This window comes from Winogradskyella thalassocola (genome assembly GCF_900099995.1).
Classification (GTDB): domain Bacteria; phylum Bacteroidota; class Bacteroidia; order Flavobacteriales; family Flavobacteriaceae; genus Winogradskyella; species Winogradskyella thalassocola.
Genome location: NZ_FNCZ01000004.1, coordinates 231,509 through 250,081, shown reverse-complemented (window position 1 = coordinate 250,081; position 18,573 = coordinate 231,509). Strand labels below are relative to the sequence as shown.

The window sequence follows — 18,573 nt, the reverse complement described above, 5'->3', positions numbered from 1 at the left end:
ACAATATGTCAACACTTAGATTTCATGCCGTAAAAGCATCTTTAAAAAGAAAGCCGTTAAAGATTAAGGAAAAGAAACGTAGATCCGAAATATTTGGTTCAAATGTGTTTAACGAGGTAGCGATGCGTCAATATCTAACAAAGACCGCTTTAAATAGTGTTTTGGAAGCTATTGAAAAAGGAACTAAAATAAATCGTCTTGTAGCTGACCATATTTCTACAGGAATGAAAGAATGGGCTATCAGTAAAGGAGCAACACATTATACACATTGGTTTCAACCATTAACTGGAGCAACGGCAGAGAAACATGATGCGTTTTTTGAAACAATTGGAGATGGACTCGCTATTGAAAAATTTGGAGGCAACCAATTAGTACAGCAAGAACCAGATGCTTCTAGTTTTCCAAATGGGGGTATTAGAAACACGTTTGAAGCTAGAGGTTATACAGCATGGGATCCTACATCACCTGCTTTTATATATGATAAAACATTATGTATTCCAACTGTTTTTGTATCCTACACAGGTGAAGCATTAGATTTTAAAACTCCGCTTTTACGAGCTTTGCAAGTGGTAGATAACGCGGCAGTTGCGGTATGTAAATATTTTGATAAAAACGTAAAAAGCGTCAGAACCTCTTTAGGTTGGGAACAAGAATATTTTTTAATAGATACGGCCTTGGCATTATCTAGACCAGATATTTTATTGACCGGAAGAACGCTATTGGGGCATTCTCCTGCAAAAGGTCAACAACTAGATGATCATTATTTTGGAACTATTCCAGCAAGAGCAATGTCATATATGCGCGATTTAGAACACCAATGCATGCTATTAGGTATTCCTGTTAAAACAAGACATAATGAGGTGGCTCCAAACCAATTTGAATTGGCACCCATTTTCGAAGAAGCTAATTTAGCAGTGGACCATAATTCATTGTTAATGGATATTATGCAGAAAATTGCTAAACGACATAGTTTTACAGTACTTATGCATGAAAAACCATTTGCAGGTGTTAACGGTTCAGGTAAGCATAATAACTGGAGTTTATCAACAAATACAGGTGTCAACTTATTATCTCCAGGAAAAACACCGATGAGTAATCTTCAGTTCTTAACCTTCTTTATTAATACGATTAAAGCAGTACAGACGCACGAAGAATTATTAAGAGCAGCGATTGCTTCTGCTAGTAACGATCATCGTTTAGGGGCTAATGAAGCGCCTCCTGCGATTATTTCAATTTTTATTGGTGATCAGTTAACGAGAGTGCTAGGCGAACTTGAAACGGTGCCTAAAGGAAAGTTATCTCCAAAGGAAATTACGGACCTAAAACTTAATGTAGTTGGTAAAATACCAGAAGTGATATTAGATAATACAGACAGAAATAGGACGTCCTCATTTGCCTTTACTGGTAATAAGTTTGAATTTAGAGCAGTGGGTTCTACAGCTAATTGTGCTAACCCAATGACAGTTTTAAGTACTATAGTTGCAAAACAACTAATGGATTTTAAAATTGAAGTCGATGAATTAATCGATAAAAAATCAATGAAAAAGGATGATGCTATTTTTAATGTATTGAGAGAATACATTAAAACATCTAAAGCCATTCTTTTTGAAGGCAATGGTTATAGTGAAGCGTGGGAGAAAGAAGCTAAAAAACGAGGGTTGAGTAATAACAAAACCACACCTGAAGCTTTAAAGATTAAAAAAGCGAAGGCAACCATAGAGCTTTTTGACAGCTTAAAAGTTATGAATAAGGTTGAATCTGAAGCGCGCTACGAAATTGAAATGGAAGATTATATTCATCATGTTCAAATTGAAAGTAGAGTTATTGGAGATATTGCCAGAAATCATGTAGTGCCAACGGCTGTGAGATATCAAAATATTCTGATAGAAAATGTAACAGGTCTTAAATCTATCTATGGTGATCGATTTAAAGATTTTGCAAAAGCACAATTGGTTCTTATTGAAGAAATCTCTGAACATATTGAAACGATTAACTCCTCTGTAACGAAAATGACAGAGGCACGAAAGGTATGTAATAAAGAGACTAGTTTAGAAAAGAAAGCAGATGGATATTGTAATAAGGTGAAGCCATTGTTTCAAGATATTAGATATCACTGCGATAAGCTAGAGTTAATGATTGATGATGAGTTGTGGCCATTAACCAAATATAGAGAACTATTATTTACCAAATAGTATGTGTAACATAGCGTGAGTGCAGTTCGTCGGTAATTCCGTTCGATGAAATACGTATATATACGTACAGTGAATAGTGATAAATTTGCGTTTTGTGTAGTTTGTCGATGACATTAAACTAGTTGTCGAAAAGGTGGTGTAATCATGTTAAATATTTGAGGATAGTCAATTTAACAATACGTTTATTTCGTATTTTTGTAGGGCTATTAATCAATATTTGTAAAAATGAAAAAGTTACTACTTAGTGTAGCAATACTTGTTGGAGCGACGCTTATTTTATCTCAAGACAATTCAAATGAATTGAAAAATGTGAACAATGATGATGTTGCGATTGTACAAGTAAAGCTGCCAACAGATCTTAAAAATTAAGACGAAATTATTTAGGTAATATTCACCTATTAACATAAAAGATAAAATCGATGACTCGGTTTTGTCTTTTTTTTTGCTTTTTTGTTATTGGAAATCACTTTTAAAAATGAATATTTCTTTATATTGTGCACCTTCTAAATCTACAAATTAAAGGAATATGTTTTCCAAATTCAATTGTATTTTATTGAGTATTGTAATGACTGCTGTCAGTGTTAATTCCGCATTTTCTCAGGAAACCAATGATAAGAAAGACAAAGCCATTTCGAAGAGGTTTTCATTTTTTGAAAAGAGAGGATCGCATGCCATAGATTTAGCGGCAGGTTCTGCAATTGTAGATGGTGATTATTCAGATTCTGAGTTTGAGCTTTATTTTAGAGCAGGGTATAAGCATCATATAACAAGCCATTTAAATATAAATTTCACATACAATAAATATAATTTAGCTGTAAAGGATATTTATAATGAGGGTTTTATGTCCTTTGATTTGAATTTAGAATATCTACTTAGTCCTTTTAGAAATGTCTCTCCTTTTATATATGTAGGAGGTGGCTACAATGCCTCTAACTATTTTGAAACTACAGAAACAAAAGCACAAGGTGGTTTAGGTGTAGAATTTCTTATAATGGAAGGTATTGGTATAAAACTATTTGGCGAATACAATTATATGTTCGCCGATGATCATCTCGATGGTCTTGTTTTAGGTGAAACAGATGATATCTTAATAAGAGGTGGATTAGGTCTTAATATATACTTCGGAGGCAATAAGAAAAAAGAAGCTTTAAGAAAAAAAATGAAAACTGTCATTAATTCCAACTTAATCATTCCTTATAATTAAACGCAATCCTTACTTTTGCAACACCAATACTAATAAATTGTACAATGAGTAATTCGGTGAGTAAAAGATATGCGCAAAGAGGTGTTTCAGCGTCAAAAGAAGACGTCCATAATGCTATAAAGAATATAGATAAAGGTTTATTTCCTAAAGCGTTCTGCAAAATAGTTCCAGATTATTTAACTAATGATAGCGATTATTGTTTAATAATGCATGCCGATGGCGCAGGTACGAAATCGTCTTTAGCATACATGTATTGGAAAGAAACTGGAGATATTTCAGTTTGGAAAGGTATTGCTCAAGATGCGTTAATTATGAATATTGACGACTTACTATGTGTTGGTGCTACAGATAATATCATGTTGTCTTCTACAATTGGAAGAAATAAGAATCTAATTCCAGGTGAAGTTATTTCAGCAATTATCAACGGAACAGAAGACTTAATTGAAGATTTAAAGTCTTTTGGTGTGACGATTCATTCAACTGGTGGTGAAACTGCAGATGTTGGAGATTTGGTGCGAACTATTATTGTAGATTCTACAGTTACAGCGCGTATAAAGCGCTCAGACGTTATTGATAATGCGAATATTGTTGCAGGTGATGTTATTGTTGGCTTAGAGTCTTTTGGGCAAGCATCTTACGAAACCGAATATAATGGCGGTATGGGAAGTAATGGCTTAACTTCTGCAAGACATGATGTGTTTTCAAAATATTTAGCCGAAAAATATCCAGAAAGCTTCGATGCCGCTGTGCCCGAAGATTTAGTGTATTCCGGACAAACTAAATTAACAGATGCTGTTGAGGGTTCACCAATAGATGCTGGGAAGTTAGTGTTGTCTCCAACACGTACGTATGCTCCAATTATAAAAGCAATTCTTAAAGATTTTAATAGTGATGCCGTTCATGGTATGGTACACTGTAGTGGAGGTGCGCAAACAAAAATTCTACATTTTTTAGATGAACTTCATATTGTAAAAGATAATATGTTCGAAGTTCCGCCGTTATTTAAACTAATTCAAGAGCAATCTAAAACGGATTGGAAAGAAATGTATCAAGTGTTTAATTGTGGCCATCGTATGGAATTGTATGTAAAACCAGAGGTTGCAAACGCTATTATTGAGATTTCGAAATCTTTTAATGTAGAAGCCAAAATTATTGGTCGCGTAGAAGCTTCCGATAAAAAACAACTTACCATTAATAGCGAGTACGGCACATTTACATATTAATTTTTTTTAAGCATGAAAAACTATTCTTGGTTTATATTTAGTGTATTTGTTTTATGTTCTAGTGTGCTTTTTGCTCAACCAGATTCTTTGTACTTTCAAAAGAAAAAGAATGAACCAATTCAATTGGGGTGGAGAACTAAAAAGGAAGTTGGTTTAAATCTTAATCAAGTCTCTTTTACCAACTGGAATTCTGGGGGTACCAATTCAATTTCTGGTATAGTAACAGGAAAAGCGGAAGCAAAATATAAACAAGAAAAATGGTACTGGAATTCTAATTTTAATATTCGTTATGGTTTAAACAAACAGGAAGAATTAAATATTAGAAAAACAGAAGATGTTATAGAGGTGATTTCTAATGTTGGATTAGAAAAAGATCCGAAAAGTAATTGGTTTTATTCTGCAAAATTCAGCTTTAATTCACAGTTAGCTAACGGGTATAATTATCCCGACAGAGATGAACCTATTTCGCAATTCTTAGCTCCTGGTTATATGTTTTTTGGTGTTGGTATGGAATATGGACGATTCATTGAGCGGTTATCATTTTATGCGTCACCATTTACCTTAAAAACAACCTTTGTTTTAGATAGTGATTTGGCAAATAGAGGTGCTTTTGGTGTGGATCCGGCAATTTATGATTTGGAAGGTAATATTCTAAGGGATGGAAAAAAAGTAAGACAAGAATTGGGGATTTTATTAACCAACCAATATGAAGAAGAAGTATTCGAGAATATTAAAATCACGAGTCTTTTACGTTTGTATACCGATTACATCAATAGCTTTGGAAACATAGATATAGAATGGGAACTTAACTTAGATATGAAAGTTAATAAATTTGTTAAAGCAACTTTAGGGTCGCACATTAGATATGATGACGATATTAAGGTTGAAGTTGAAACTAACGACTTAACCAACGAAGAAAATGTTATTGTGGGTCCAAAGTTACAATGGAAACAAATTTTAGGGGTTGGTGTGGTTGTAGATTTAGATAATATTATAAAAGGTAATTCCTAAACTTAATTCTTTTATAAAGTACCTTCACTTAAATATTTATAATCCTCAAGTTCTGTAAGGTTATCAATCTTCTTTGTAGTGCCATTGTTTAATAAATAAATGTGATCTGACGCCTCGATAATGTGTTGATACATGTGATCTGATATAATAATAACCTTCTCTTTTTTTTTCGTCTTCAATGAGTTGTTTTACAGTGTCGATATGTAAAGGTGATAAATGTGAAAACGGCTCGTCTAAAAATACGATTTGGCTTTTGGTTTTTAGAATAATATAGGTTTCAATAATACGTCTTTCCCCACCTGATAAGGCATTAAATCTAGAATGTTTATAGATAGAAAACGCTTCAAAACTTTCAATAAAAATAGGCCAATCAATAGCATACAATTTAAATACAAAAGACAAGGTCATTTCACCAGGGATAAAATTATACTGTGGCAGATATATAGCAATTCCTGTAGAATATAAGGGTTTTAAAAGCGGTTTTCCATCTAGCCTAACCAGCATGTATTTCGGTTTCAGATTCCCAAAAGCAATATTGAGCAAGCAACTTTTTCCACAGCCATTTCTACCTAAGATAGCTGTAACTTCTCCCGTTTCAGCTTTAAGGTAAATACCGTTTAAAATGCGTTTGTTTTTAAAGTAAAGTTCTACATTATCTAATTCAAATATCATTTTGTTATCAAGTGAATTCCTTAAGTATTGTAATAAAAATAATGGTTAAAATGCAGTCTAAAATAAATATAACGGAAAAAAGCTTTAAAGTAGAAATGCCTAAATTTTTATAAAAGGTTAATTTCCGTCTATTATTAGTTTCACTCACATAATACCATGCAAAAACCGTAAGAAATAATTTGGTAACTAAGGCTGGTACTATTAGTGGATTGAAAAATCCGATAATAGCATTTGCCGTAAAAGACCAAACCACAAACGGTCTGTAAAATGTAAGTATAGCTAGGAATCGATACATACTATATAGGTAACGTTTGTTTTGTGTGTTTTATTTTTTAAATAAGTTTTCGCCTATAACTTTTTTGATTTATATGCTTATCGGTTTTAATAATGTTTACTAAAAGAGCGAATTTCCATCATTTAAAACTTACAAGTCTTTGTTCTTTATTCTAAAAGTGAAGCGGTTTTATATCTTAAAAAAATTGTATTTTTGAACTTCAATTTTTGAAGAGAGATGTTAGAGAAAATACAGATTATAAAACAACGTTTTGATGAGGTAAACGACCTTATCATTCAACCAGATATTATATCAGATCAGCAACGCTACACCAAGCTGATGAAAGAATACAAGGATCTTAAGCTAATCGTAGATAAAGGTGAGATTTATAAAGAAGCTTTAGATAATGTTTCTGAAGCCGAAGAAATTATAGCAGATGGTTCGGATGCCGAAATGGTAGATATGGCTAAAATGCAACTCGAAGAAGCTAACGACACCATCGAAAAGCTCGAAGAAGAGATTCGTTTTATGTTGATTCCTAAAGATCCAGACGATGCTAAGAATGTTGTCGTTGAGGTAAGAGCAGGTACAGGTGGAGATGAAGCGAGTATATTTGCTGGTGATTTATACAGAATGTATTCAAAATATTGTAGTGATAAAGGCTGGAGAGTCGACGTTGTAAGTCAGAGTGACGGAACATCTGGTGGTTTTAAAGAAATTATTTTTGAAGTATCAGGTGAAGATGTTTATGGGACTTTAAAGTTTGAAGCGGGTGTACACCGTGTACAACGTGTGCCACAGACAGAAACTCAAGGTCGTGTGCATACAAGTGCAGCAACGGTTATGGTATTGCCAGAAGCGGAAGAGTTTGATTACGAATTAGACATGACAGAAGTTCGTATAGAGCGTACCACATCAACTGGTCCTGGGGGTCAGTCGGTAAACACAACGTATTCTGCTATTAAGTTACATCACGAACCAACAGGAATGATTGTAAGTTGTCAAGATCAGAAATCATCTCATAAAAACTTAGAAAAAGCCTTAAAGGTATTACGTTCGCGTTTATACGATTTAGAATTAGCGAAGCAACAAGCAGCCGATTCTGAAAAACGTAAAAGTATGGTAAGTTCTGGTGATAGATCGGCTAAGATTAGAACCTACAATTATCCACAAGGACGCGTAACAGATCATAGAGTGCCAGGTTTAACACTTTACGATTTGCAAAATATCATTAATGGTGATATTCAAAAAATAATAGACGAATTGATGTTAGCGGAAAACACGGAGTTGTTGAAGGCTAGTGATGATGTAATTTAATAAATTCCTGCTAAAATTACTGAACTTACTTCAGGTAAGGTAGGCAAGATTCATATTTTCCTTACTAAATAAATATTAGGCCTCTTTTTGAGGCTTTTTTTTATGTTTAACATTAAGCAACAATTAATACCAAATCTTATGAAAAAATTAATTTTACTAATACTTATTTTATCATTATTAAGTACAACAAGTTGCAATAACGATGATGATAATGGCTCAAATGACCCAATAGACCAATTGCCTGATGCGACTCAAACTGGTGAAAATACGTTTGGTTGTTTGGTTAATGGTGAGTCTTTTGTGGTCACAAATTCAAATGACCAAGTGGCAATATATCAGCAAGGTCAACTTCAGTTTGGAGGTGGAGGTATTTCAATGATTATAAATGAACCTTTTTCAACAAATGTTGAAGCCGTTATAGTTGGTAGGGCAAGGTATATTGTTGACCCAAATCCTCAGGTAGGTTGTCATTATGAATTTGAAGACAGTTATGAAGGTTTCGTTATTTTCACTAAAATTGACCAAATAAATTATATAGTTTCAGGAACTTTTGAATTTTCTACTATCAATGATGATTGTGAAAACATCAACATAACAAACGGTCGTTTTGACTTACAATACATACCATAACAATATTTAATAGTGTAGCACTTTTACTTTGTTTATTTTTGTAATGGTAAATTATAGATGACTTCCTAAAAAATGACAATACAACAACTAACAGCCCAGATCCATAAAAAGAAATCCTTCCTTTGCATAGGATTAGACGTCGATTTAAATAAAATTCCAAAGCATTTATTAAAAGAAGAAGATCCCATCTTCGCTTTTAATAAGGCTATTATTGATGCGACACATCATCTTTGTGTTGCCTATAAACCCAACACAGCATTTTACGAAGCTTACGGTATAAAAGGCTGGCAAGCTTTAGAAAAAACAATCAACTATCTCAACGACAATCATCCTGAAATTTATACGATTGCAGATGCGAAACGTGGAGATATTGGGAATACAAGTACGATGTACGCTAAAGCATTTTTTGAAGATTTAGGTTTTGATAGTGTTACTGTTGCACCTTATATGGGAAAAGATTCAGTAGAGCCTTTTTTAGCTTTTAAGGACAAGCACACCATACTTTTAGCTTTAACTTCAAACGAAGGAGCTTTTGATTTTCAAACAAGGTCGGTTGATGGAGTAGAGTTGTATAAGCAGGTTTTAGAAACGTCTAAATCTTGGACCAATTCTGAAAACTTAATGTATGTCGTTGGTGCTACTAAAGCTGAGTTTTTAGCTGATATTAGAAAAATTATCCCAGATAGCTTTTTGTTAGTACCTGGTGTTGGTGCGCAAGGCGGAAATCTTCAAGAGGTTTGTAAATATGGTATGAATAGTTCTGTTGGCTTATTAATTAATTCATCTCGAGGCATAATTTATGCATCTCAAGATGAGGATTTTGCAGAAGCTGCAGCTCAAAAAGCTAAAGAATTACAACTACAGATGGCTGATGAATTGTGAACTGTCATTCTGAGGACGTAGGACGTGGGAATCTCTTGAAACAGAATTATAATTAAACAGATTGCTGTACTCAGCTTTTACTGAGCAAAGCCAAAGTATTCATAATGACATATATCGACCAACTTAAACGAGAAATTCAACTCAAAAAAACACCCAAACGCATCATATCTTTGGTGCCTTCTCAAACCGAATTATTGGTAGATTTAGGTTTAGAATCTTCAATTGTTGGTGTCACTAAGTTTTGTGTACATCCGAAGCATCTTAGAATGTCTAAAGCTGTTGTTGGTGGTACAAAACAAATCAATATTGAAAAAATAAAAGCGCTTCGTCCTGATATTATTCTTTGTAATAAAGAAGAAAATACTAAAGAGATTATTGAAAGTTTAGAAGCTATTGCTCCAATTCATGTAAGTGATATTTATAATCTCGATGATTGTTTTGAGCTCATTAACATGTATGGGGAGATTTTTAATGTTCAAAGGACAACGTCAACTTTAGTAGCCAATCTTCAATTAGACCGCGAAGCATTTCAACTTCAATTTCAAAATACAGATAAGTTAGAAGTGGCTTATTTCATATGGAAAAAACCTTGGATGGTTGCGGCATCAGAGAATTTTATAGATGCTATGATTACAGAAGCTGGTTTTGTAAATGTATTTAAAGATGATAAACGTTATCCGGAAGTCGACTTAAGTAATCCAAAATTAAAAGAAGCGGACCTCATTTTTCTCTCTAGCGAACCTTTTCCGTTTAAAGAAGAACATGTTTTAGAATTGAAAGCTCAATTTCCAGAGAAGACTATAAAAATAGTTGATGGTGAATTGTTTTCTTGGTATGGTAGTCGCTTACAGAAGTCTTATAGCTATTTTCAAACACTTCATAATTAAACACAAAAAAGTCGATACCTAACTACAATATCGACTTCTAACTAATTTAAGATCTAACTAACTCAATCTTTTGCTCTGCAAAGATGGTGAGTTTATTTAGTTTAGAAGTTAAGAGAACGTTAGGGTATAATTAAGTGTAATTAAATAAGTTAGGATTTAATTGGCTTGAGCTTCTGAGTTATGCACAACAAACCCTAACTTATTAATTTTATAAAGTACTTTAGTAGCTTTATATTCAGAGAAGTCACTTAATGCGTGATCTGTCTGTCTTAAATTATAGGCATCTTCTATAAGTTGCGTATACTTTTTCCTAAGCTTTGTTCTTTTCTTTAATATTTTTTCTGAATTACTCACTGCTAAATTTTAATAAATACCTTAGTAAATTACTAAAATTTAGCTAGAATAAATGTTTTTTTTATTAAAAAATAACAAAACCTTTAGAGTAATGTTGATTTAGTCTTGTAAAGCAAAGACCTTTTTTAATAAATCACTACCACGAGAAGATACTTTTGTTCTTATCTCTTTTTCTTCAACAGCAATCATAGTGTAAACACCTTTTAAAGCTTCTTGTGTTACGTAGTCCGTTAAATCAGGGTTCACATTATTGGTCAAAGGAATATTGTTGTATTTAGTGATAAGGTTAGACCAGATTTGATCAGCACCCACTTTGCTAAACGAATTATTAATAACAGGCTTAAACTTGCTATATAATTCCGTTTGCGTTTTTGATGTTAAATATGATGTTGCAGCGTCATCTTCTCCTAAAAGAATGTTCTTGGCATCATCAAAAGTGATGTCTTTTACTGCATTTACAAAAATTGGAGTCGCTTCAGCTACAGCATCTTCAGCAGCTCTGTTAAGTACTTTTAAACCTTCATCAGCTAAACTGCTTAATCCTATTTTACGAAGTGCGCTATCTACTTTCTGTAATTCTTCTGGTAAAACGATTTTTACCAATTCATTTTTAAAGAAACCATCTTCTGCGGTCAATTTAGTTACTTGTTTTTCAATACCTGTGTCTAAGGCTTCTCGTAATCCGGCTGCAATATCAGCATTACCTAAAACACCACCAGTTCCTTGTGGTAAAGAATCGACAACTTGCTGTAATTCAGCACAAGCTGTTAAATTGAAAATAATTAGTAGGGCAAAAAGTCTTTTAATCATCATTTAAGTTTTTAGTGTTGGCAAAGATAATTTATATAGGTAAAAAAACTTCAAGTTTTAGCCCTAAAATAGATATCTCAACTTATTATATAGACACCATTACGTGGTAATAGTCACTTAATAGTTGTTTTTAAGTTGAATTCGTATTTGTAAATTAGTATTTAAGAGAAGATGATGGTCTTATTATTATAGACCATAACCTTTCTATTGGCGTGAAGTTTAATAGCATTAGATAAAACGATTTTTTCTAAATCGCGTCCTTTTGCTATTAAATCTTTAATCGAAAAGGTATGAGACACATGTGCCACATCTTGTTCTATAATTGGTCCGGCATCTAATTCTTCAGTGATATAATGGCTTGTAGAGCCAATAATTTTTACACCGCGTTTGTATGCTGAATGATAAGGTTTTGCTCCGACAAAAGCAGGTAGAAACGAATGATGAATATTGATAATCCTATTAGGGTATTTATCAATTAATGTTTCAGAAACAATTTGCATATAGCGCGCTAATACTATAAAATCTATATTATGAGATTCTAGGAGTTCTAATTGTTTTTGTTCCGCTTCATGCTTTGTCGCTTTTGTAACAGGCACATGATAAAACGGAATATTGAAACTATCGGCAATTGGTTTTAAATCGAGATGATTACTCAGAATGAATGGGATTTCAAGAAATAATTCACCCGAATTATAGCGGCCTAAAATATCATACAAACAATGATCGTATTTAGAGACAAATAGTGCCATTTTTGGTTTCCTTTCAGCAGAATATATTTTCCACTTCAATTGAAATTTCTCGGCTAATTCAGAATTGAATAGGTGTTTGAATTTTTCAAGTGAAAACAAGCTTGATGCAAATTCACATTCCAATCGCATAAAAAAGATATTTTGCTCTCTGTCGACATGCTGATCGATATAAACAATGTTTCCATCGTTTGAAGCCATAAAAGTAGTCACCGAAGCAATAATATTCGGTTGATCTGCGCAATGAATAAGTAATGTGATTTTATGCATAAAACTAATCTTGAATGAGTTGATAAAAGTAATTAAAATTGTGTGCCATTGCCACTTTCTCTGCGTTTTAGATAATTGATGATTATTGCCTTAGATTTTTGAATATTCCTTAAATTTGCGACTCAAATAAGCAAGATTTTTAAGAATGGAACAAGTTGCACCTTATAAACCAAAATATAAAGTACGTATAGTCACAGCCGCATCACTTTTTGATGGACACGATGCTGCTATAAATATAATGCGTCGTATCATTCAATCGACTGGAGTTGAAGTTATTCACTTAGGTCATGATAGAAGTGTAGAAGAAGTTGTGAATACCGCGATCCAAGAAGATGCTAATGCCATTGCATTAACCTCTTACCAAGGGGGGCACAATGAGTATTTTAAATACATGTATGATTTGCTGAAAGAAAAAGGAGCTGGTCATATTAAAATCTTCGGTGGTGGAGGTGGAGTTATTCTTCCCGAAGAAATCAAAGAATTAATGGATTATGGGATTACCAGAATCTATTCTCCAGACGATGGAAGAGCACTTGGCTTACAAGGCATGATTAACGATTTGGTTCAACAATCAGATTATGCTATTGGAGATTCATTAAGTAACGAAGTAGATATACTTCCTACTAAAAATCCAAAAGCAATTGCTAGAGTGATATCTTCTGCAGAAAACTTTCCAGAAGTTGCAAAAGCGACATTAGACAAAATTCATATAAAAAATAAAACATCTAAAACACCAGTTTTAGGAATAACAGGAACAGGAGGAGCTGGTAAATCGAGTTTAGTCGATGAACTGGTTCGTCGTTTTTTAATTGATTTCCCGGAAAAAACTATTGGTTTAATATCTGTGGATCCTTCTAAGCGTAAAACAGGAGGTGCACTTTTAGGAGATCGTATTCGTATGAATGCGATTAACAATTCACGAGTGTATATGCGTAGTTTGGCAACACGTCAGTCTAACTTAGCCTTATCAAAATATGTAAACGAAGCTATTGAAGTTTTAAAAGCAGCAGAATACGATATAATCATCTTAGAAACTTCTGGTATCGGTCAATCGGATACTGAGATTATGGAACATTCGGACGTGGCCTTATACGTTATGACTCCAGAATTTGGTGCAGCAACACAATTAGAAAAAATCGACATGCTAGATTTCGCCGATTTAGTAGCGATTAACAAATTTGATAAACGTGGTTCTTTAGATGCGTTACGCGATGTGAAAAAGCAATACATGCGTAACAATAATCTTTGGGATGTGCATCAAGACGATTTACCGGTTTACGGAACGATAGCGTCTCAATTCAACGATCCAGGAATGAATACGCTTTATAAAGCGATTATGGATAAATTGGTTGAAAAAGCAAATTCAGAATTAAAATCGACTTTCGAAATTTCTAAAGAAATGAGCGAGAAGATTTTTGTGATTCCACCATCAAGAACACGCTATTTATCTGAAATTGCTGAGAATAATCGTGCTTATGATAAAACCGCAGATGCGCAAGTTGAAGTGGCTCAGCGATTATACGGCATTTATAAAACATTAGAATCTGTTTTAGAGGCAACTCCAGAATTAGATAAAGCAGGAATAGCTTCAGAATCCATAGCGCCTAATGAAGAGAATAAAGATTTTGTAAAACTATTAGTTAGTGAATTCGACCGTGTAAAATTAAACTTAGATCCTTACAATTGGGAAGTCATTACTGGTTGGGATGAGAAAGTTAATAAATACAAAAATCCAATTTATAGCTTTAAAGTAAGAGATAAAGAGATTAAAATCGAAACACATTCGGAGTCGTTATCGCATTTACAAATTCCAAGAATAGCGTTGCCAAAGTATCAAGCTTGGGGAGATTTATTACGTTGGACGTTACAAGAAAACGTCCCAGGAGAATTTCCATACACCTCAGGCTTATATCCTTTTAAACGTACAGGCGAAGATCCTGCACGTATGTTTGCAGGAGAAGGTGGGCCAGAACGTACTAACAGACGTTTTCACTATGTAAGTGCAGGTTTACCAGCAAAACGTTTATCTACTGCTTTCGATAGTGTAACACTTTACGGAAACGATCCAGATTTAAGACCAGATATTTATGGTAAAATTGGTAATGCAGGGGTTAGTATTTGTTGTTTAGACGATGCTAAAAAACTGTATTCTGGTTTTGATTTAGCCAATGTAATGACCTCGGTAAGTATGACTATTAATGGTCCTGCGCCAATGTTATTAGGGTTCTTTATGAATGCGGCCATTGACCAACAATGTGAGTTTTACATTAAAGAAAACGGACTAGAAAAAGAAGTAGAAGCTAAAATTGCTAAAATTTATAAAGGCAAAGAGCGTCCGTCTTATAATGGAGAGCTACCAGAAGGAAATAATGGTTTAGGGTTGATGTTATTAGGTGTTACAGGAGATAAAGTATTACCAGCAGATGTGTATGCCCAAATAAAAACCAATACCATTGCTCAAGTTAGAGGAACGGTTCAAGCAGATATTTTAAAAGAAGATCAAGCGCAAAACACCTGTATTTTCTCTACAGAATTTGCATTGCGTTTAATGGGAGATGTTCAAGAGTATTTTATTGAGAATAATGTCCGTAACTTCTATTCAGTATCAATTTCTGGATATCATATTGCTGAAGCAGGAGCCAATCCAGTTACGCAATTAGCGTTGACTTTATCCAATGGTTTCACATACGTGGAATATTATTTAAGTCGTGGTATGGACATCAATAAATTTGGTCCAAACCTATCGTTCTTTTTCTCAAACGGAATCGATCCGGAATATGCTGTAATTGGTCGTGTAGCACGTAAAATTTGGGCAAAAGCCATGAAGCACAAATATGGCGCCAATGCAAGAGCACAAATGTTGAAGTATCATATTCAAACCTCTGGGCGTAGTTTACATGCGCAAGAAATTGACTTTAATGATATTCGTACAACGCTTCAAGCTTTATACGCAATTTATGATAACTGTAACTCACTACATACTAATGCGTATGATGAGGCTATTACAACTCCAACTGAAGAATCAGTTAGACGTGCCATGGCAATTCAGTTGATTATTAATAAAGAATTAGGATTAAATAAAAACGAAAACCCAATACAAGGGTCTTTTATTATTGAAGAGTTAACAGATTTAGTAGAAGAAGCTGTACTTTTAGAATTCGACAGAATTACAGAAAGAGGTGGTGTTTTAGGTGCTATGGAAACGATGTACCAGCGTAGTAAAATACAAGAAGAAAGCTTGTATTATGAAACCTTAAAACACAACGGGAAATTCCCAATTATTGGAGTAAATACGTTCCTAAGTAGTAAGGGGTCTCCAACAGTTGTGCCGGCGGAAGTGATTAGAGCAACAGAAGAAGAGAAGCAATTCCAGATTAAAACCTTAGCGAATCTTCATGAAGCAAATGATACAACAGCATTGTTGAAAGATTTACAACAACGTGCCATAAACAACGAAAACATTTTTGAAGCTTTAATGGAAGTGTGTAAAGTATGTAGTTTAGGTGAAATTACGTCATCTTTATTTGAAGTAGGGGGACAGTATAGACGAAACATGTAAGCAGAGAGCCACTTTTTACTTTTCGTAAAAAGTGTGCGAATCGCTTATCCCAAACTGGTTTTTGAGTCTCAATAAATAATAATAAGATAAATAAGCGTTTCAGCCTGAAACGCTTTTTTATATTCAATAAAAACAATATGTCTATCAAACACACTTTTAAAGCCACTGTAAATTGGAACATAAATGAAGGTCAAAGCACGCTAAACCCTAGAACCTTCAGTCGGAATCATGAGGTGTTAATAGATAGCAAAGCAACACCATTACAAGTGTCAGCAGCGAAACCCTTTAGAGGTGACGATGCCTTATACAATCCGGAAGATTTATTGTTATCCGCTTTAACATCGTGTCATATGATGTCTTACTTATACGTTTGTGCTCAAAATAATATTGAAGTCTTAAGCTATACAGATCATGCAGAAGGTGATTTAGAAGTTAATGCTTCTGGAAGCGGAAGTTTTAAAACGGTGAGATTAAAACCTGTTGTGACTATAAAGGATGTTAATCAAAGAGAATTAGCGCTAAGGTTACATATAGAAGCAAACAGCTTATGCTTTATAGCCAATTCTTGCAACTTTCCAATTGCTCACAAAGCACTGATATTGGTTAAATAGTTCAACTTCAATAAATATTCTCATCTTTTTTGCATCTTTTTTGAAACTTTCTCTTCTATTATATGAACATAAAAAATAGATATCATGAAAAATAAAGAATGCATATGTGACTGTGATGGTTGCGCAAAAGGAAATTGTTTTGACTGTACTTGTAATAGCTGTACATGTACAAATTGCAATTGTTAAATTAGTGTTAGTTCGGATTCAAAGTTTTGTGTCCGAACTAATTTTAATTAATTTAGAGTATGACTACAAAAGATGTTTGGGGACTATATGCAGAAGACATAAGACGCTTTATTCTGAGTAAAGTAAAGAATCCTGTAGTTACAGAAGACATTCTTCAGGAAACCTTTATGAAAGTTCATACAAAGCTTCACACGCTAAAAGATGAAGACAAACTGAAATCATGGTTGTTTTCAATCGCTAGATATACAGTTTTAGATTACTTTAGAGAAAATAAAAAAGAGTTTCCTGTGGACGATTTAGAAATAGAATCAGAGCCAGAACCTAGTGAACATTCTGAGCAAGATTGTCTTAGAGGTATTATAAAAAGCTTACCTAAAAAATATAGAGACCCTTTGTTTCTATCTGATATTAAAGGCTTAAAACAACAAGAGGTCGCTAATCAATTACACCTTTCATTACCAACGGTAAAATCTCAAATTCAGCGTGCAAGAAAACAGATTGCACAAGGATTTATGGATTGCTGTGGCTTTAAAATGAATGAAGAAGGTCATTTAGTTGGAGAAATACAAGACAAAGCAGACTGTAAAGTCTGTCATTAATGGTATCTTTGCAGCCATTAGTAAATTTTTAATTTACTATTAAAAAATGCACACATGTCTTTCAAAAAATTACATCCTTTATTAAAAGAGTCTTTAGAAAATGCCGGTTATGAAACTTCAAATCCGTTTCAGAAAAAAGTACTTCCAGTATTAAAAGGTGGTTCTGATGCTTATGTAATTGCTCCTAAAGGAAGTGGTAAAACTACAGCACTAATAATTGCAACCATTCATAAATTAAAAGCAGAGGCGTTTGAAGATTCACCAAGAGCTATCATCACAGTAAAAGACAAAGCTGATGCTTTAGCCTTAAAGGATGAATTTGAGCGTTTTACTAAAAACACAGATTTAAGAGTTTATGCGCTTTATGATGAATATGATATTGAAAAGCAAAAAACAGAAGTATATTACGGACAAGATATAGTGATTGCTACTCCTGCTAGATTGAGTAAATTGTATTTCTTAAATGGCATTCATTTAGGGGAAACTCAATTATTTGTTATTGAAGATGCCGATTATTTAGGTAGAAACAATATCTATAATCTTCTTTTACGCTTATCAGAAAGTGTTGGTAAATGCCAATTTGTAATTATTGCAGATGCCATGAGTTCTAAAATTAAGAATTATCAAAACTCCTTTATGAGTAATGCGCAACTGGTTGAGAAAAAATAAGGACTTAAAGCGTCAACATCCAAGTACGTTGTAATTTTCTAAACTTTTTTAATTCACCACGAAGAATAGGTAAATAATCTCTGCCATTACTGTTCGATTTTTCTAACCTTCTACAATTGCTGTATAGACGTGTGGTTAGGCGATCTAAACTTTCTAAATGCTTGCTTTTTTTGTCTGAACAGCTTTCGCGTTCTACGCTAATAATTTGAGGAGCAAGATTTGTAGATTGTTGAACAATATCTCCTGAAAAATAAATGTGATTATCTTCAGTACCATCAGCATTTAAATACGCCAAATCTTGGTTAAGATAAGTCGATATACTTCGAGATAGTACAATTATATCCATCGCCTTTTGGTAAATAGGCAAATCAGATAAATGAGATGGTAGGTGATAACTCATAATTTCAATAGCAATTAAGACGAAATTAAGCACTAAAATTCAAAGTCAACTTTAATAATTAAAGCAATTTCGTATAT

18 protein-coding genes are annotated in these 18,573 nt (G+C 33.5%); 13 read left to right on the top strand and 5 right to left on the bottom strand.

Annotated elements, in window-relative coordinates; all coding sequences use genetic code 11:
- Nucleotides 1-5 precede the first annotated feature (5 nt).
- The 5 genes from BLT80_RS12215 to BLT80_RS12200 all read left to right on the top strand — a co-directional run bounded on the left by BLT80_RS12215 (nt 6) and on the right by BLT80_RS12200 (nt 5,630).
- Nucleotides 6-2,192 (top strand): glutamine synthetase III family protein, encoded by a 2,187-nt coding sequence (locus BLT80_RS12215; protein ID WP_092468361.1) that lies wholly within the window; start codon nt 6-8, stop codon nt 2,190-2,192.
- Between the two features lie 225 nt (nt 2,193-2,417).
- Complete coding sequence (locus tag BLT80_RS20110; protein WP_175455602.1) at nt 2,418-2,561, top strand: hypothetical protein; 144 nt, start codon at nt 2,418-2,420, stop codon at nt 2,559-2,561.
- Between the two features lie 157 nt (nt 2,562-2,718).
- Nucleotides 2,719-3,396 (top strand): porin family protein, encoded by a 678-nt coding sequence (locus BLT80_RS12210; RefSeq protein WP_245710247.1) that lies wholly within the window; start codon nt 2,719-2,721, stop codon nt 3,394-3,396.
- A gap of 44 nt (nt 3,397-3,440) precedes the next feature.
- Nucleotides 3,441-4,619, top strand: coding sequence for an AIR synthase related protein (locus BLT80_RS12205; RefSeq protein ID WP_092468357.1), 1,179 nt, complete (start codon nt 3,441-3,443; stop codon nt 4,617-4,619).
- A gap of 12 nt (nt 4,620-4,631) precedes the next feature.
- Entirely contained in the window at nt 4,632-5,630 is a 999-nt protein-coding gene (locus BLT80_RS12200) for a DUF3078 domain-containing protein (RefSeq protein ID WP_092468356.1), read from the top strand.
- Nucleotides 5,631-5,693: 63 nt separating this feature from the next.
- Here the strand turns inward: BLT80_RS12200 and BLT80_RS12195 are convergent, their stop codons facing one another.
- Nucleotides 5,694-6,302, bottom strand: coding sequence for an ATP-binding cassette domain-containing protein (locus BLT80_RS12195; protein WP_245710245.1), 609 nt, complete (start codon nt 6,300-6,302; stop codon nt 5,694-5,696).
- Between the two features lie 511 nt (nt 6,303-6,813).
- On the opposite strand from BLT80_RS12195, the gene prfA reads away from it, so the two are divergent.
- The 4 genes from prfA to BLT80_RS12170 all read left to right on the top strand — a co-directional run bounded on the left by prfA (nt 6,814) and on the right by BLT80_RS12170 (nt 10,292).
- Nucleotides 6,814-7,893: a peptide chain release factor 1 gene (prfA, locus tag BLT80_RS12185; protein ID WP_092468354.1), complete on the top strand. Its 1,080-nt coding sequence runs from the start codon at nt 6,814-6,816 to the stop codon at nt 7,891-7,893.
- A 138-nt stretch (nt 7,894-8,031) separates the two neighbouring features.
- Nucleotides 8,032-8,523, top strand: a complete 492-nt coding sequence (locus BLT80_RS12180) for a Riean_0653 family protein (protein WP_139181061.1) — start codon at nt 8,032-8,034, stop codon at nt 8,521-8,523.
- A gap of 72 nt (nt 8,524-8,595) precedes the next feature.
- The gene (pyrF, locus tag BLT80_RS12175; RefSeq protein ID WP_092468350.1) at nt 8,596-9,405 is read left to right on the top strand and encodes an orotidine-5'-phosphate decarboxylase; all 810 of its coding nucleotides are present in this window, start codon (nt 8,596-8,598) and stop codon (nt 9,403-9,405) included.
- A gap of 104 nt (nt 9,406-9,509) precedes the next feature.
- Nucleotides 9,510-10,292 carry an ABC transporter substrate-binding protein gene (locus BLT80_RS12170; RefSeq protein WP_092468348.1) on the top strand — a complete coding sequence of 261 codons (783 nt, stop codon included), beginning with the start codon at nt 9,510-9,512 and terminating at the stop codon, nt 10,290-10,292.
- A 156-nt stretch (nt 10,293-10,448) separates the two neighbouring features.
- Here BLT80_RS12170 and BLT80_RS12165 read toward each other — a convergent pair whose 3' ends face one another.
- The 3 genes from BLT80_RS12165 to purU form a co-directional block, all read right to left on the bottom strand.
- Nucleotides 10,449-10,646: a Lacal_2735 family protein gene (locus tag BLT80_RS12165; RefSeq protein ID WP_092468346.1), complete on the bottom strand. Its 198-nt coding sequence runs from the start codon at nt 10,644-10,646 to the stop codon at nt 10,449-10,451.
- A gap of 99 nt (nt 10,647-10,745) precedes the next feature.
- Nucleotides 10,746-11,456 (bottom strand): DUF4197 domain-containing protein, encoded by a 711-nt coding sequence (locus tag BLT80_RS12160; protein WP_092468344.1) that lies wholly within the window; start codon nt 11,454-11,456, stop codon nt 10,746-10,748.
- Nucleotides 11,457-11,617: 161 nt separating this feature from the next.
- Nucleotides 11,618-12,472, bottom strand: a complete 855-nt coding sequence (gene purU, locus BLT80_RS12155; RefSeq protein ID WP_092468342.1) for a formyltetrahydrofolate deformylase — start codon at nt 12,470-12,472, stop codon at nt 11,618-11,620.
- A gap of 145 nt (nt 12,473-12,617) precedes the next feature.
- On the opposite strand from purU, the gene BLT80_RS12150 reads away from it, so the two are divergent.
- From BLT80_RS12150 to BLT80_RS12135, 4 genes are all read left to right on the top strand, one after another.
- The gene (locus BLT80_RS12150) at nt 12,618-16,031 is read left to right on the top strand and encodes a methylmalonyl-CoA mutase family protein (protein WP_092468340.1); all 3,414 of its coding nucleotides are present in this window, start codon (nt 12,618-12,620) and stop codon (nt 16,029-16,031) included.
- A gap of 137 nt (nt 16,032-16,168) precedes the next feature.
- Nucleotides 16,169-16,642 (top strand): OsmC family protein, encoded by a 474-nt coding sequence (locus BLT80_RS12145; protein WP_092468338.1) that lies wholly within the window; start codon nt 16,169-16,171, stop codon nt 16,640-16,642.
- 245 nt (nt 16,643-16,887) lie between these two features.
- On the top strand, nt 16,888-17,427 hold the full coding sequence (locus BLT80_RS12140) for a sigma-70 family RNA polymerase sigma factor (RefSeq protein WP_092468336.1): 540 nt from the start codon (nt 16,888-16,890) through the stop codon (nt 17,425-17,427).
- A gap of 54 nt (nt 17,428-17,481) precedes the next feature.
- Nucleotides 17,482-18,096, top strand: coding sequence for a DEAD/DEAH box helicase (locus BLT80_RS12135; protein WP_092468334.1), 615 nt, complete (start codon nt 17,482-17,484; stop codon nt 18,094-18,096).
- A 4-nt stretch (nt 18,097-18,100) separates the two neighbouring features.
- Here the strand turns inward: BLT80_RS12135 and BLT80_RS12130 are convergent, their stop codons facing one another.
- The gene (locus tag BLT80_RS12130) at nt 18,101-18,496 is read right to left on the bottom strand and encodes a hypothetical protein (RefSeq protein WP_092468518.1); all 396 of its coding nucleotides are present in this window, start codon (nt 18,494-18,496) and stop codon (nt 18,101-18,103) included.
- Between the last annotated feature and the right edge of the window lie 77 nt (nt 18,497-18,573).

What these genes read in the sequence shown, in the direction of transcription:
- BLT80_RS12215 (WP_092468361.1), top strand. Translation starts at nt 6, where the DNA reads ATGTCAACACTTAGATTTCATGCCGTAAAAGCATCTTTAAAAAGAAAG.
- BLT80_RS20110 (WP_175455602.1), top strand. Translation starts at nt 2,418, where the DNA reads ATGAAAAAGTTACTACTTAGTGTAGCAATACTTGTTGGAGCGACGCTT.
- BLT80_RS12210 (WP_245710247.1), top strand. Translation starts at nt 2,719, where the DNA reads ATGTTTTCCAAATTCAATTGTATTTTATTGAGTATTGTAATGACTGCT.
- BLT80_RS12205 (WP_092468357.1), top strand. Translation starts at nt 3,441, where the DNA reads ATGAGTAATTCGGTGAGTAAAAGATATGCGCAAAGAGGTGTTTCAGCG.
- BLT80_RS12200 (WP_092468356.1), top strand. Translation starts at nt 4,632, where the DNA reads ATGAAAAACTATTCTTGGTTTATATTTAGTGTATTTGTTTTATGTTCT.
- BLT80_RS12195 (WP_245710245.1), bottom strand. Translation starts at nt 6,302, where the DNA reads ATGATATTTGAATTAGATAATGTAGAACTTTACTTTAAAAACAAACGC.
- prfA (WP_092468354.1), top strand. Translation starts at nt 6,814, where the DNA reads ATGTTAGAGAAAATACAGATTATAAAACAACGTTTTGATGAGGTAAAC.
- BLT80_RS12180 (WP_139181061.1), top strand. Translation starts at nt 8,032, where the DNA reads ATGAAAAAATTAATTTTACTAATACTTATTTTATCATTATTAAGTACA.
- pyrF (WP_092468350.1), top strand. Translation starts at nt 8,596, where the DNA reads ATGACAATACAACAACTAACAGCCCAGATCCATAAAAAGAAATCCTTC.
- BLT80_RS12170 (WP_092468348.1), top strand. Translation starts at nt 9,510, where the DNA reads ATGACATATATCGACCAACTTAAACGAGAAATTCAACTCAAAAAAACA.
- BLT80_RS12160 (WP_092468344.1), bottom strand. Translation starts at nt 11,456, where the DNA reads ATGATTAAAAGACTTTTTGCCCTACTAATTATTTTCAATTTAACAGCT.
- purU (WP_092468342.1), bottom strand. Translation starts at nt 12,472, where the DNA reads ATGCATAAAATCACATTACTTATTCATTGCGCAGATCAACCGAATATT.
- BLT80_RS12150 (WP_092468340.1), top strand. Translation starts at nt 12,618, where the DNA reads ATGGAACAAGTTGCACCTTATAAACCAAAATATAAAGTACGTATAGTC.
- BLT80_RS12145 (WP_092468338.1), top strand. Translation starts at nt 16,169, where the DNA reads ATGTCTATCAAACACACTTTTAAAGCCACTGTAAATTGGAACATAAAT.
- BLT80_RS12140 (WP_092468336.1), top strand. Translation starts at nt 16,888, where the DNA reads ATGACTACAAAAGATGTTTGGGGACTATATGCAGAAGACATAAGACGC.
- BLT80_RS12135 (WP_092468334.1), top strand. Translation starts at nt 17,482, where the DNA reads ATGTCTTTCAAAAAATTACATCCTTTATTAAAAGAGTCTTTAGAAAAT.
- BLT80_RS12130 (WP_092468518.1), bottom strand. Translation starts at nt 18,496, where the DNA reads ATGAGTTATCACCTACCATCTCATTTATCTGATTTGCCTATTTACCAA.